This is a genomic window from Bacteroides sp. (genome assembly GCF_030151085.1).
GTDB lineage: Bacteria > Bacteroidota > Bacteroidia > Bacteroidales > Bacteroidaceae > Bacteroides.
In genome coordinates this window covers 1-14,477 of record NZ_JASLER010000037.1, presented here as the reverse complement: position 1 = coordinate 14,477, position 14,477 = coordinate 1, and the positions used below count along the sequence as shown (strand labels likewise).

Below are 14,477 nucleotides of genomic sequence, written 5' to 3'. Positions count from 1 at the left end.
GTAATTACTTTCAGATTGTTACGGTTTGCAAAGATACGGGTTATTTACTAATATCAAAAAAAGATGAGGAGAAAACTATATGAACTGCTGCTTGTCACTGAATATCTTCCTTTCGTCACTTTAATTTGCCTGCATTGCTCCACACCTCTACTTTTGAAACAAAAAACAGAGAATGATACACAGATTTTTTTTGGGAGGAGTATTTCTTTCGTTTGTCCCTTTGCTGGCTTGGTCACAACAAGACACTATTGCTGACCAGCGCTTAAATGAAGTGGTGGTAACAGCTAAACTGCCATTAGTCGAAATATCTGCCGGGCGTACAACTTATCGTATGGATGCTTCCATTGCACAAAGTACCGGAAGTCTCTATGACGTACTTTCTTCCTTGCCAGGTGTTATGATAGACTCCAAAGGAGATATAATACTGAACGGTCAAAGCGGTGTAAAGGTTTTGATGGATGGTAAACCTACTTATCTTTCGGGCGAGGAGTTGGTGAATTTGTTGAAATCGACTCCTGCTACAAATACGGATAAGATTGACTTGATAACTCAACCCTCCGCCCGCCATGATGCAGCTGGCAGTTCGGGGTTGATAGACATCTGTACAAGAAAAATTAAGCTGCGTGGCATGAACTTGGCATTGAATGGCAACTTAGCTTTGGGGCGTTCGGGTAATGGTTATGGTAGTGCTTCTATGAATATTCGTGAGAACAAATTTAATCTTTACCTTACTTATTCGTATTTTCAAGGGAAAGATATTATAGAAATGTTTATAGACCGGGCTTTCAACAAAGATGATAAAAGAATGACGCAGGACTCTTTCCGAAACCGGAAATCCCGTTCACACTATTTCCGAACTGGATTCGATTATTATCTTAATGAACGTACCATTTGGGGTACTTCAATGAGTGGAAACCTTTCCGACCATAAGGAAAAAGCTAATATGATTACGGATATTCAGGAAGGGGAAATAGCGGGAAATACGAATAGTCGTACTAAGCGTGACTGGAATAATATCACGGCGGGAACTAATATTCTGCACAAACTGAAAAAGGAAGGCGGAGAACTCAGCGCCTCCTTTGACTATTTCCATTATTCTCAAACGGAAAACCAACTGATGAAGAGCTTTAACCCTGATACTCTAAAAGGGAATATGAAAGGGAATATCAACCTATATGTCGGACAAATGGATGCAATCTATCCATTGCATAAGAATTGGAAACTTCAAATAGGAGGAAAAACCTCATTTGTGGCGATAGATAATAGAGCTGGTTATATGCGACCGTCAGGTTCCGGCTGGTTGTCTGATGGATCACTTGGTTCACACTTTGTGTATGGCGAAAATATCAATGCACTCTATCTGCAATCTGATTATGAGATAGAACGTTTGAAACTAACAGCCGGTTTGAGGCTGGAACATACCCACGTACACGGTGATTTTGGAGGAAATACTTTGCAGAAAGATTCCTCGTTTACTATGAATTATCTTCATTTGTTCCCTACACTGGCTTTGCAGTACAGTTTGGCTTCGGGCAATGCTTTCCAACTCTCGTATGGCAGACGCATTACCCGGCCTAACTATGGTGATTTGAATCCTTTTACCTATATTTTTGATGAGTATACTCATGAAGGCGGTAACACCAAACTGCGCCCGTCTTTCTCCAATTATTTAGAGTTGGCTTATGTTCATCGCGACTGGTTACAGCTGGCTTTGTTTCACTCGTACGCGGATGATGTTATTATGAAAAGTTATCAGGAACAGGAAAACCAACGTATTTATGTGTCGCCCCAGAATCTATCTTCTTACACACAAACAGGTGTGCGAGTCAATGCTACGAATTTATCACCGGTGTCCTTTTGGAAAATAAATCTCATGGCTATCGGCATTTACAATAATTATAAGTGGATAGAGCAAGGGGAGAAAATGAAGAACTGTATGCTCGCTCCGATATTCAGCTGGATGAATCAGTTTGCGTTCTCTGCTACTTGGTCTGCCGAACTTTCTGCAAGATACAATGGCAGAATGGCTTATGCTCAGGCAACGGTTCATCCTATATTGGAAGTGAATATGGGGATTCAAAAGAAGGTGTTTCATAACAAAGGTACTATTACCATTTTTGCAAAAGATATTTTCAATACCAATTATCAGAAAGTAGATGTGCAGGTACTTGGTACAAGGGTATTTCTTGATGAACGTCATAATAAACGCGTACTGGGCATTGCTTTTTCATGGCGTTTCCAAAAAGGTAATGAGGTAAAAGAAAACAAGCGGAAAAATGGGATTGATGAAACTAAAAGAGTAAATTTGTAATTGCTATGAACAAAATTTTGAAAAAATGGTTGGCACCGGTAGTCTTTGCCTTCATACTCTTTTTATGTATTCGAGTGGCGAGTGATATTCCGAAGCGTGAATATTATTGGGAGGGAAAAGAGTTGGGATTTATGTTGAAAGATATGCTGGTAGTACTTGTGATGTCTTATCCGGCAGTCTTTCATATGAAGTATTGGCTTCATCTATGTCGAAAGAAGAAGCTGGCGTGGTGGAAGGAATATGGTGTTATTATCTTGAGTACCCCGTTATGGTGCTTTTTCACAATGTGGATTATCCGCATGTTGATGGGAGTTGAACTTGATTTGTATGATCTACCTATTCCAATAGTAGTCTGTATTCTGCTTGTAGGTTTCTATTATGTCTTTTTGAGGAATCAGATGATTCAAAAAGAAAATGAAACTCAGTGCCTGCAATTGGAAAAGATAAAGAACGATCAGCTTCAAACGGAGTTGAAGTTCTTGAAAGCGCAGTATCATCCGCATTTTCTCTTTAATGTGCTCAATACGGTGTATTTTCAGATAGATGAGAAGAATGAAGCGCCACGGCATACACTCGAACAGCTGTCCGAATTGCTTCGTTATCAACTCTATAATGAAGGAGAAAAAGTGCAGGTTTGTGCCGAAATAGAGTATCTGAAACAGTACATAGGGCTGTGCAAACTTCGCGCAACCAAACGTTTGCAGTTGCAGGTACATTTTGATGAAGTATCGGGAGAGTACGAAATTTATCCATTGTTGTTTGTTTCTTTGGTAGAGAATGCTTTTAAGTATGTAGGCGGAGATTACCATATCAATATGGATATGCGATTGGAAGATGGGATATTGTTTTTTGATTTGGAAAATTCTATTCCGGAATCATTGATATTGCAGGAAAGCAAGCAAGGTATTGGCATAGAAAATCTGAAGCGTAGGTTAGAGCTGCTTTATCCGGATGGTTATACTTTGGACATTACGAAGCAAGAAACCTTATTTACGGTGAAACTCAATATAAAGTTATAGAAATATGCAGATAAAGTGCGTGATAACTGATGATGAACCTACTGCCTGTGAGGGGTTGCGGCGGTATGTGGAAAAAGTTGATTTCCTGTCATTGACGGCAGTATGCGAGGATGCTATGCAGTTGAATACCTTTTTGCAAACCCAACAGCCCGATTTATTGTTTTTGGATATTGAAATGCCTTACCTCTCAGGGCTTGAACTTTTGGCATCCCTTGCCCATCCGCCCCGTGTGATTGTTACTTCCGCTTACGAACAATATGCATTGAAAGGTTATGAACTCGATGTTGCGGATTATCTGTTGAAACCTATTTCCTTTGAACGTTTTCTCAAAGCGGTAAACAAAGTGTATAATCTATTGCAACAGGAAGTGCAGTTGGAAGAGATTACAGATTTCATCTTTGTCCGTTCAGACCGTCAGATGCATAAAGTGTTTTTGAAAGATATTCTGATTGTGGAGGGTTTGGAGAACTATGTTTGTATATATACCGAGAACTCTAAGTTATTGGTACGCTCTACAATGAAACGGATGGCTGAGGTTCTCCCCAATGAAGTATTTCTGCAAGTTCACAAATCATATCTTATTAATCAGGAAAAGATCGACATGATAGATGGTAATCAAATTGTAGTCGGGCAGCATACCATTCCTGTGGCGCGTAACTTCCGCGAGGAGGTGTTTGCACGTATAATAAGGAATACGCTGTAGGATGAGGCAGATCCAGAAATGAGTGTCTAATGTATTATATGAATTAGAGTTTACGGAGATTTGTACTCTCAATATATATGCGTAAATGCACGTATACACATATATTCAAAACAACATGAAAGAAGCTTATTGTATTTTATGCTTTGTGTAATGAAGAGAATGATTATTAGGCTGAAAGCCTTTTATGTATACAGCCCAAGGCATCGCCCTGGGTAAATAATGCACCCTTAACTTTACGCCCTGTAAGGGCAATAGATATTTATACCCATAAAAACTCTTCTTTATATTCTATCTGGTAACTCTTCAGAAACTCTACTAGTTCTTCTTGAAAGTTTTTCTTTGTATGATGTTCTTTTTGATTTCGAATATATTGTTTTACTATATTTACTTTTGATTGGCTTACCGAAAAGGCACCATATCCGCTTTGCCAGGCAAAGTTTTGATAATGAGGTGATAGCTGTTTAATCCATTTAGAGGAACTTCTTTTGAACTCTTGTTAACATGGCTGTGGAGATGGTGCTTCCCATTTCACATAAGATATGTATGTGATTGCTAGTACCGCCTATAGTGATGCTTTTACAAAGATTTTGTTGAATGATACCTCTGATGTAGTTGTGAATTTCGAATAAGTTCTCTTCCCTTAATATATTTTCTCGATTTTTGGTAGAGAAGATAATGTGAATGTAGAGTTTTGTTAGGGATTGTGACATGTATACGATATTTTGCCCTTTCAGGGCGCAAAGAGAATGAGGATATGATAAACCCAGGGGCGATGCCCTGGGCTGTATAGTTAAAAGGCTTTCAGCCTTTTGTTACGTAAATTGATTTATATATTTATCAATTAATGTAATCAATTAATTAACATCATCAATGATATAATTTAATGTATTAGTTTACATCATCAATTTGTATCACATATAGTAAAGTTTTTATAAATTTGTATGCACTCATATACAGAAAACAAATCTATAAAAATTATATTTAGTCGATCATTTCAAATCCTGTGTACGGAACCAATGCTTTCGGTATGCGGATACCTTCGGGAGTTTGATTGTTTTCCAGCAAAGCGGCAACGATACGTGGCAAAGCCAGTGCGGAACCGTTCAGTGTATGACAAAGTTCTGTTTTCTTTTCTGCTGTACGGTAGCGGCATTTCAAGCGGTTAGCTTGATAAGTATCGAAGTTGGATACTGAACTTACTTCCAACCAACGCTTTTGTGCTTCGGAATATACCTCGAAGTCGAAGCAGAGAGCAGCGGTAAAGCTCATATCGCCACCACAAAGACGGAGGATGCGGTAGGGGAGTTCCAGTTTTTGGAGCAATCCTTCTACATGATTCAACATTTCCTGATGAGATTCCTTAGAGTGTTCAGGCTTGTCGATGCGTACTAATTCTACTTTAGAGAATTCGTGCAATCGGTTCAAACCGCGTACATCCTTGCCGTAAGAACCGGCTTCGCGGCGGAAACATTGTGTGTATGCGCAGTTTTTAATAGGCAATTGCTTTTCATCCACAATAACGTCACGATAGATGTTGGTCACAGGAACTTCGGCAGTCGGAATCAGATACAAGTCATCTACTTCGCAATGATACATTTGTCCTTCTTTGTCGGGCAACTGACCTGTACCATAACCGGAAGCGGCATTTACCACTGTCGGCGGCATAATCTCCATATAGCCGGACTTGCGGGCTTCGTCGAGGAAGAAGTTGATAAGTGCACGTTGTAACTGTGCACCTTTGCCTTTATAAACCGGGAAACCTGCGCCTGTAATCTTAACGCCGAGGTCGAAGTCGATCAGGTCATATTTCTTGGTCAACTCCCAATGGGGCAGGGCATCTTTAGGAAGTTCCGTTTCCATACCGCCCATTTTCTCTACTACATTGTCTTCGGCGCCTACACCTTCGGGTACGCTGTCGTATGGAATATTAGGGATGGTGTAGAGCAGATTTTGCAAATCTTCGGCTGCTTGATCCATTTCTGCCTGTAAGTCTTTGTTAGACTCTTTCAGTTCGGCCACGCGATTCTTGGCTGCTTCGGCTTCGTCTTTCTTGCCTTCTTTCATCAATTGTCCGATAGACTTGGAAAGAGAGTTAACCTCTGACAGGTTCTTATCTAAGATGGTTTGGGTATTGCGTCGTTTGTCATTTGTTTCCAGCACTTGGTCAATGGTTTCTTTGGCATTTTTGAAGTGCTTCTTTTCCAGTCCGCGGAGCACCGCGTCCGTATTTTCTGTAATTTGTTTGATGGTAAGCATATCTTATACTTTTTATTGTCTTCTGAGCTACAAAGATAGGTGAAATATTATATATATTATAGATTTTACTTTCAATATCTGTGTTTTTGCTAAGAAACAGCAGATTTGACAAGCAAAGAAAGGGATGCAAATCCTTTCGGATTGCATCCCTTTACTTTATTTCTTGTTCGGAAACTTATGCTTCTGTGTTTTCAGCAGGAACTACAGATACATAACGTCTATCTTCTTTAGTTACTTTGAACTGTACAGTTCCGTCTACTAAAGCGAAAAGAGTATGGTCTTTACCCATGCCGATGTTGTTACCCGGATGGAATTCAGTACCTCTTTGACGAATGATAATATTACCTGCTTTGCAAGCTTCGCCACCAAATATCTTAACGCCTAATCTTTTGCTCTGTGATTCACGGCCGTTCTTAGAACTACCAACACCTTTTTTATGTGCCATTTCTTCTTACTTTTTAATTGATTAAGCTACTACTTCTGTAATTGTTAACTCAGTAAATTGTTGACGGTGACCGTTCAACTTACGGCTTCCTTTTCTTCTTTTCTTGTGGAAAACAAGAACTTTTTCACCTTTCACGATGTTCGATACAACTTGACAAACTACTTTTGCACCTTCTACAGTAGGAGCACCTACAGTGATAGCACCATCTTTGTCAACCAAAAGAACTTTTTCGAATTCTACTGTTGCACCGTTTTCTGCTTCCTGGATGTGGTGTACAAACAGTTTCTTGCCAGCTTCTGCTTTAAATTGCTGACCGTTAATTTCTACAATTGCGTACATTCTTATATATAATGTATAAGTTAGCTCCGTCGGGTGGTTTCTAATCACTTAGAAATCTCTTGGTAGAACCCGGTGCGGAATAATCGGGCACAAAAGTACTATTTATTTTTAGAACAGGCAAATCTTCTATCGCTTTTTTAATGTTATAATTAGTAGGATATTTGAACTCAACAAAATTAAGTTTGCATGCACATTTGCTCTCATGCTCTCATAATTTTGCTGTATCTCCTTGTTCATCGGTGTTTCAAGGTATGAGAGTAACTATGACAGCAGGTATGAGAGTAACCTTTTGCTCTCATGATGTATCGTTCAGGATAATGATTTAATTACCTGTTAACCAATGAAATAATACGTATAATACAAAGAACGTATTTCGTGTCGACATGATATTAATTTCGTGTCAACACGGAGTTAATATCGTGCAAACATGCAATTAACTTCTTGCAAGCTCAATGATAAGCCTCCGAAATGAGTGGTATTAAGATGACTTTCGCCTATACTTGTTCTGTGAAAGACGTGTACTTTATCCTGTTTATCTTTATTGTTTATTCTATTATACTCCTTTGTTTATTAGTTGTTTACATTTGTGCGTTGATTGATTCACTGCAATGAATTAATCAGCGCACTAATGTGCGCTTATCGGTTTACTAATGTGAACTTTTTATAAAGATAAGCACAAAACGAAATAGATGCTTGTGCTTATTAAAAGAAACATGAGTGCATAAACAAAGGAATGCCTGTGTGTATAGAGAGGAATGCACATTGTATATCCGATATATTAAGGTGGTGGCAAAGATAGAAAAAGTCGGAAGACGGAAATTATATTCCCGCAACCGACTTTTAGTACTCTTGAAAAGATTGACGTCTTGTGTGGAGTGATTGGACTAAGCATTAAAAATAGGATAATTCATCTTTTTCAAGGCTTGGTCCGATTGTTCCTCTACAAGAAAGGTCGCAATAAATAGAATCCTGCAACCGCTATGGACACTACAAGAGCAGCAAAGACCGCAAGTAATATCAGACTATAGAAGAACATGAGCAATGTTTTCCAGAAACTTCTCCACCATGTGCAGTGATACAATTGTTTGTAATCCCAGCAAAAGAGGAAGAATATGAGCCAAACTGATACTTCGTACAGGTCGTTCACCCGGGCAGTGCCGTTGAACGGGAGCACGATGATGCTTATCAGGAGTATCTGGCAGGCTATGAAGGCTTGTATAAATACATGTTCCGTAAGATTGTACGTCAACTTATGCTTTTTGCGGCGGAAAGCCAGCATGGTGGCTAGCGCAAAAAGTGGCAGGGTTGAAATGATGCGGAAAGCTTTGTTACCATGTCCCCAACTTTTCATCAGGTTCCATACCTTCAGCAGGAAAGGGGAGTGTTGGAGATATTGCTCCAACTTACCGGTTACTTCCGTACTGCTTTCCAGTAGATCGTCTATTAGGTCATTATCCGAATCTTCATATACGACGGGAGTAGTAACGGTTGAATCTGTCTTTGCCGTAGTGGATTCAAATTGCTTTTCCAGGGTTTGTATGGTTATAGCGTACACTCTTTTCTCTTCTGCTGTTTGAGCGTTATCCATTCCCTTCTGCAACTTGTCTTTAGCGTCTGAAATATATTCAGTATTATCTTGCTTTTTATTTTTTTTCGGGTTCAGAGCCTCGGGGTCTACCAACTGTACGCACATAATATAGAGGGCTGCGAGAACGAACAATGTTTGAAATGGACGGAAATAGTGCACTCGTTGGCCACCGATGAAGTCGCGAATCATATAGCCCGGGCGGTAGAGAAGTTCCAGTAGTGTGCGTCCGAAGCCATTGTCTATGTTGGTAAAACCACCCATAATGTTTTTAAAAGCATTGCTGAGGTGGTAGCGGGGCGTGTTACGGGTTTGACCGCATCGGTTACAGAAATTGCCGGTATAGGAGGTGCCACAATTTTGGCAGGTACTGGGGGTGTCGTCGATAGTAGGGGTTTCCCTGCCGCGGATCAGTTTGATGTGAAAAGCGCGCAAACGTATTCTGCAAGGTCTCCACCACGGTTCAAAGAAAGCTGTCACCTTCTTGGGTAAGATTCTTCTTTTCTGCATAATCCCCCAAAGGGTTAAGATGAAGAAAATAGCAAAGACCCAAGTCTCTGAAGTCCCCATTTCTTCGTATGTCAGCCATAGGATGAACATGAGCAGAAGTATCTGCCATACATTTATCATTTTTCTTTTACGAGGGGCTGGAGAATCATTTTCGGGCAAAAGAATCTTTTCCGAATTAGGAATTGATAGTTGTTTGTCGCTGCCGTCCAATAATTCATCCAGCGTACTCATAATTTTCCAATGGGGGTACTTGCTTAATTCTTGTGCGGTGGTTACACCGTGGGTTACTCCTGCAAAGTCTACTCCGGCATTCTGGGCTGTTTCGGCGTCTACTGTGCTGTCGCCTATGTACAATGTTTCGGCTTTGGTAGTATGTAGTTGCTTGATGGCAAGTAAAAGTCCTTCAGGCGATGGTTTGGCGTTTTTTACATCTTCGCCACCGACAATGATGTCCATAAAGTTGGTGGGGAAATGCTGGTCGAGCAGTTCCTTAATGCGATAACGATATTTGGTCGAGATGATTCCGATGCGAGCGCCGGCATCTTTCAGAGCTATCAGTACCGATTTGGTTTCGAGGAAAAGCACGGTGTTTACGGTCATGTGCGTATCGGCTTCCTTGGAGTATTCTTTTCTGAAACCTTCCAACTGTTCCGGGTCTGTTACGCCGGTGAGGATGGAAAAAGACTCCTGAAGTGTCTTGCCGATGGTGCGTTTTATTTGGTCATCCGTCACGTCCATGTATCCGTGGCGGGTGAGTACATTGCGAAAGCAAGTGACGATACCACGGGACGAATCGGCGAGGGTGTAGTCAAAGTCGAATAGATAGGTCGTGTAACTCATTATTGCTTTTTGTGGCAAAGATAGTGCAAACCGAGGGCAGAATAAAATGAACTTGTTCATTTTTTATGCCGAGGCGTAGCCTTTCTTCGCTTTTTTAGCAAAGATAGTTGATTGTCGGAGAAAATATCTTATTTTTGTTCGTCAGATTTTAATTATAATAAGGAATAAGTGTTTTTTCAAGTTTAGTTGTTCTATATGCAAGTTAACTATGTAATATTATGAAATTGCTAAAATCTTCTTTTTTAATTACGGCTTTTTTATCCTTTGCAGCTTGTACGCCACGTACTACCGATGGCGGAGAACAATCTTATGCCGATTATGTAAATCCTTTTATTGGCACGGACTTTACCGGAAATACTTATCCGGGAGCTCAGGCACCGTTTGGTATGGTACAACTCAGCCCGGACAATGGATTGCCGGGATGGGATAGAATATCAGGCTATTTCTATCCGGATAGCACGATTGCGGGGTTCAGCCATACGCATCTTTCCGGTACGGGAGCAGGAGATTTGTACGATATTTCCTTTATGCCCGTTACGCTGCCTTACAAAGAAGCGGAAGCGCCGTTAGGCATTCATTCTTTATTTTCTCACAACGATGAATCGGCGAGTGCCGGATATTATCAGGTACGATTGACCGACTATAATATTAATGTAGAGTTGACGGCAACAGAACGTTGCGGCATTCAACGCTATACTTTTCCTGAAGCCGACGCTGCTATCTTCCTGAATTTAAGAAAAGCGATGAACTGGGATTTTACAAACGATTCGCATATAGAAGCAGTCGATTCTGTAACCATTCAGGGTTATCGCTACTCCGATGGTTGGGCGCGTGACCAACGCATCTATTTCCGTACCCGTTTCTCCCGTCCTATTGGTAATATGCAGCTCGATTCTGCTGCTATTGTGAAAGATGGCAAGAGGATAGGGACATCCGTCATTGCCCGCTTCAATTTCAAGACGAAGCAGGGAGAGCAGATTCTTGTCAATACGGCTATTTCCAGTGTGAGTATGGAAGGTGCTGCACGCAACCTTGCTGCGGAAGTTCCCGATAATGACTTTGATAAGTATCTTGCAGCCACCCGTAAGAACTGGAACGAACAACTTTCTAAAATTGAAATCAAATGTGACGACCGTGATGAAAAGGTGAAATTCTATACCGCAATCTATCACTCCATGCTTGCACCTACTACCTACAATGATGTGGACGGAGCGTATTATGGTCCTGACAAACAAGTACATCAGGCGGACGGCTGGACAAACTACAGCACTTTCTCACTATGGGATACTTATCGTGCTGCCCATCCTCTTTATACCTTTATAGAACCGCAACGCGCCAATGATATGGTGAAGTCGTTTCTGGCTTTTTACGAGCAGAACGGACGCTTGCCCGTATGGAACTTTCAGGGCAGTGAAACGGATATGATGATAGGATATCACTCTGTTCCGGTCATTGTAGACGCTTATCTGAAAGGTATAGGTGATTTTGATGCAAAGAAGGCACTGGATGCTTGTGTAGCTACAGCCAATATCGATTCGTATAGGGGAATAGGACTTTATAAGAAGTACGGATATGTACCTTACAATGTAACAGATCAGTATAATGCCGAAAACTGGTCACTCTCCAAAACGCTGGAATATGCTTACGATGACTACTGCATAGCTCTCATGGCAGAGAAACTCGGTGAGAAGCAGATTGCAGACGAATTTTATAAGCGTTCGCAGAATTATAAGAATGTGTATAATCCACAAAGCGGTTTTATGCAACCTCGTGATGATAAAGGTATCTTTATAAAAGACTTCTGCCCCGACGATTATACTCCGCATATTTGCGAAAGTAATGGTTGGCAATACTTCTGGTCTGTACAGCAGGATATAGACGGACTGATTGCTTTGACCGGCGGCAAGGAGCAGTTTGCACAGAAACTGGATAGCATGTTTACCTATAATCCTTCGGCTAAGGATGATTTGCCTATTTTCAGTACGGGAATGATCGGGCAATATGCACATGGCAACGAACCGAGCCATCATGTCATCTATTTGTTTAATGCGGTGGGGCAACCTTGGAAGACTCAAAAATATGTATCGGAGGTGATGCATGAATTATATAAGAATAATCCGGCAGGTTTATGTGGAAATGAAGATTGCGGTCAGATGTCTGCTTGGTATGTATTCAGTGCGATGGGATTCTATCCGGTAGATCCGGTTGGCGGTAAGTATGAGATTGGCTCTCCGTTATATCCCGAAATTAAAATGCATCTGCCCGGAGGCAAGACATTTACTGTACTTGCACCTGCGGTAAGCAAAGAAAACTCTTATATCCAGTCAGTGAAACTCAATGGAAAGCCCTATGATAAAAGCTATATCACGCACGAGCAAATAATGAACGGTAGCATTTTAGAATTCGAGATGGGGGATAAAGCAGGTAAGGCGTGGTATTAGGATGATAATGTGATGGAATGATAAGGTCATAGGGTGACGTCAGATAATAGGATACGAAAATATGAATGAAAATTTTGACCTGACTTATAAACTTCTTTTCCGGAAGTATTACGCGAATCTGCTCTTTTATGCCACGCGTATTGTGGGCGAAGAAGAAGCGGAGGATGTAGTACAAGATGTATTTGTTGAACTATGGCGTCGGCAGGATTCGATGACTGTGGGCGATCAGATACAGGCTTTTCTGTATAGGGCGGTGTATACCCGCGCATTGAATGTATTGAAGCATCGGGATATCAAGAACAGCTACGAGGCTGTTATGCTGGAAATTCACCAAAAGAGGATAGAGTTTTATCAACCCGATAGCAACGATGTAGTGAAGAGAATAGAAGACGGAGAACTACGAAAAGAATTGATTGATGCCATTAATGAATTGCCGGACAAGTGTAAAATGGTTTTCAAACTAAGTTATATGCACGACATGAAGAATAAAGAGATAGCCGAAACTATGGGGATTTCACTGCGTACGGTGGAGGCTCACATGTATAAAGCTCTGAAGCTATTGCGTGATAGATTAGGCTATTTGAATCTGATGACGGCATTGCTATTTTTAGGTAAAGTAAGTGTTTTTGTAAGGAGTGTTGTTTTATTAGCATAATGAAAGAAGAAATGAGTAAGTTGAACGAGGAAATAGTAGCTAAATTCCTTATGGGTGGATGTACGGAGGATGAACTTCGTGAGGTAAACTCCTGGCTGGGTGAGTCAAGGGAGAATGCTCGCGAATTGTTCAAACTGGAAGAAGTATATCACTTGGGGAAAATAGGTTGTGCCTCAGATGAAGAGAAGGTTGAGAAAGCGGAAAAACGACTATTGAAGAGATTGGAGCAAGAGAAAACCAAACAATATAAGGTACGCCGGATGTATGGCTGGATGAGATATGCCGCAATGTTTATCGGAATTTTTATTTTAGGGGGCATGGGATATCTGCTTTTCCAGAATTACGATCAGACGGAAGAACTTTTGGCAGTTACTACCCAGGATACAGTCAAGGAGTTGAAATTGCCCGATGGAACACAAGTCTGGCTGAATAAACATACAACTTTGAAATATCCGCGTGAATTTTCGGAAACGGGAAGAAAGGTGTATCTTGAAGGTGAAGGTTATTTCGAGGTAAAAAGAAATCCGGAAAAGCCTTTCATTGTGCAGAGTGAGGCGATGCAGGTCAAGGTATTGGGTACGGTATTTAATCTGAAATCGGATCAAATAAAGATGTCTGCGGTAGCCACCCTTCTGAAAGGAGAAATTGAGGTAAAAGGTAATCATGATGAAGGTATGATTGTGTTATCTCCCGGACAAAAAGCCGAATTGAACGGTGTTACCCGCAGACTGGTAGTGAAGCAGGTAGATACCGGTTTTGAGAACTGGCACGATAACCAATTCATATTTGATAAAGCAGACATATACACGATAGCCCGTACATTCGAAAATTCATACGGTGTGAAGATTATTCTGGCACCCGATATAGATGTGAAAAAGACCTATTCCGGTACACTCAAGAAAAAAGAGAATGTGGAGGCAGTTCTGAATCAGGTAAAGAATGCTATTCCAATAGAATTCAAGATTGTGGGAAATAGTGTATTCTTGTCGTCAAAGAAATGATAACTTAACTACAAACATATAACTTCTAATATCATGAGAAAATACTTATTATTGATTTGTTTTTTAAGCAGTGCCCTTTGGATACAGGCTAAGGATTTTACTCAGTACGTTAGCCCGTTGATAGGTACACAATCGTCTTTCGAACTCTCTACGGGTAACACTTACCCTGCTATTGCCCGCCCCTGGGGTATGAACTTCTGGACTCCTCAAACCGGTAAAATGGGTGATGGTTGGCAATATGTATATACAGCTAACAAGATTCGTGGATTCAAACAAACGCACCAACCTAGTCCGTGGATTAACGATTACGGTCAGTTTTCCATTATGCCGGTAGTTGGCAAGCCTGAATTCGATGAAGACAAGCGCGCCAGC

The 14,477-nt window shown here is 40.9% G+C and carries 12 protein-coding genes and 1 pseudogene; 7 read left to right on the top strand and 6 right to left on the bottom strand.

Going from position 1 to position 14,477, the window contains the following annotated elements; translation table 11 throughout:
* The first annotated feature begins 172 nt into the window (after positions 1–172).
* From Q1W14_RS06925 to Q1W14_RS06915, 3 genes are read left to right on the top strand one after another with little or no spacing between them, the layout of a single operon-like run.
* Positions 173–2,311, top strand: a complete 2,139-nt coding sequence (locus tag Q1W14_RS06925; RefSeq protein WP_300700165.1) for a TonB-dependent receptor — start codon at positions 173–175, stop codon at positions 2,309–2,311.
* A gap of 5 nt (positions 2,312–2,316) precedes the next feature.
* Positions 2,317–3,330 (top strand): histidine kinase, encoded by a 1,014-nt coding sequence (locus Q1W14_RS06920; RefSeq protein WP_300700163.1) that lies wholly within the window; start codon positions 2,317–2,319, stop codon positions 3,328–3,330.
* Between the two features lie 4 nt (positions 3,331–3,334).
* Positions 3,335–4,033 carry a LytTR family DNA-binding domain-containing protein gene (locus Q1W14_RS06915; protein WP_300700161.1) on the top strand — a complete coding sequence of 233 codons (699 nt, stop codon included), beginning with the start codon at positions 3,335–3,337 and terminating at the stop codon, positions 4,031–4,033.
* Positions 4,034–4,292: 259 nt separating this feature from the next.
* Here Q1W14_RS06915 and Q1W14_RS06910 read toward each other — a convergent pair whose 3' ends face one another.
* The 6 genes from Q1W14_RS06910 to Q1W14_RS06885 form a co-directional block, all read right to left on the bottom strand.
* Positions 4,293–4,499 carry a transposase gene (locus Q1W14_RS06910; protein ID WP_300700189.1) on the bottom strand — a complete coding sequence of 69 codons (207 nt, stop codon included), beginning with the start codon at positions 4,497–4,499 and terminating at the stop codon, positions 4,293–4,295.
* 4 nt (positions 4,500–4,503) lie between these two features.
* On the bottom strand, positions 4,504–4,743 hold the full coding sequence (locus tag Q1W14_RS06905; RefSeq protein WP_300700159.1) for a transposase: 240 nt from the start codon (positions 4,741–4,743) through the stop codon (positions 4,504–4,506).
* A gap of 271 nt (positions 4,744–5,014) precedes the next feature.
* Positions 5,015–6,289, bottom strand: coding sequence for a serine--tRNA ligase (gene serS / locus Q1W14_RS06900; protein WP_300700158.1), 1,275 nt, complete (start codon positions 6,287–6,289; stop codon positions 5,015–5,017).
* A gap of 175 nt (positions 6,290–6,464) precedes the next feature.
* The gene (rpmA, locus tag Q1W14_RS06895; protein WP_300700156.1) at positions 6,465–6,734 is read right to left on the bottom strand and encodes a 50S ribosomal protein L27; all 270 of its coding nucleotides are present in this window, start codon (positions 6,732–6,734) and stop codon (positions 6,465–6,467) included.
* Positions 6,735–6,755: 21 nt separating this feature from the next.
* On the bottom strand, positions 6,756–7,073 hold the full coding sequence (gene rplU, locus Q1W14_RS06890; protein WP_300700154.1) for a 50S ribosomal protein L21: 318 nt from the start codon (positions 7,071–7,073) through the stop codon (positions 6,756–6,758).
* A gap of 940 nt (positions 7,074–8,013) precedes the next feature.
* Positions 8,014–10,008, bottom strand: coding sequence for an HAD-IA family hydrolase (locus Q1W14_RS06885; RefSeq protein ID WP_300700152.1), 1,995 nt, complete (start codon positions 10,006–10,008; stop codon positions 8,014–8,016).
* A gap of 218 nt (positions 10,009–10,226) precedes the next feature.
* Here Q1W14_RS06885 and Q1W14_RS06880 point away from each other — a divergent pair, with 218 nt between their 5' ends.
* From Q1W14_RS06880 to Q1W14_RS06865, 4 genes and pseudogenes are all read left to right on the top strand, one after another.
* Entirely contained in the window at positions 10,227–12,449 is a 2,223-nt protein-coding gene (locus Q1W14_RS06880; protein ID WP_300700150.1) for a GH92 family glycosyl hydrolase, read from the top strand.
* A gap of 61 nt (positions 12,450–12,510) precedes the next feature.
* A complete protein-coding gene (locus tag Q1W14_RS06875; protein WP_300700149.1) occupies positions 12,511–13,104 on the top strand; it encodes an RNA polymerase sigma-70 factor in 594 nt (197 codons plus the stop codon).
* Positions 13,105–13,115: 11 nt separating this feature from the next.
* A complete protein-coding gene (locus Q1W14_RS06870) occupies positions 13,116–14,105 on the top strand; it encodes a FecR family protein (RefSeq protein ID WP_300700147.1) in 990 nt (329 codons plus the stop codon).
* Positions 14,106–14,138: 33 nt separating this feature from the next.
* Positions 14,139–14,477, top strand: a pseudogene (locus tag Q1W14_RS06865) (glycoside hydrolase family 92 protein); the annotation flags it as partial.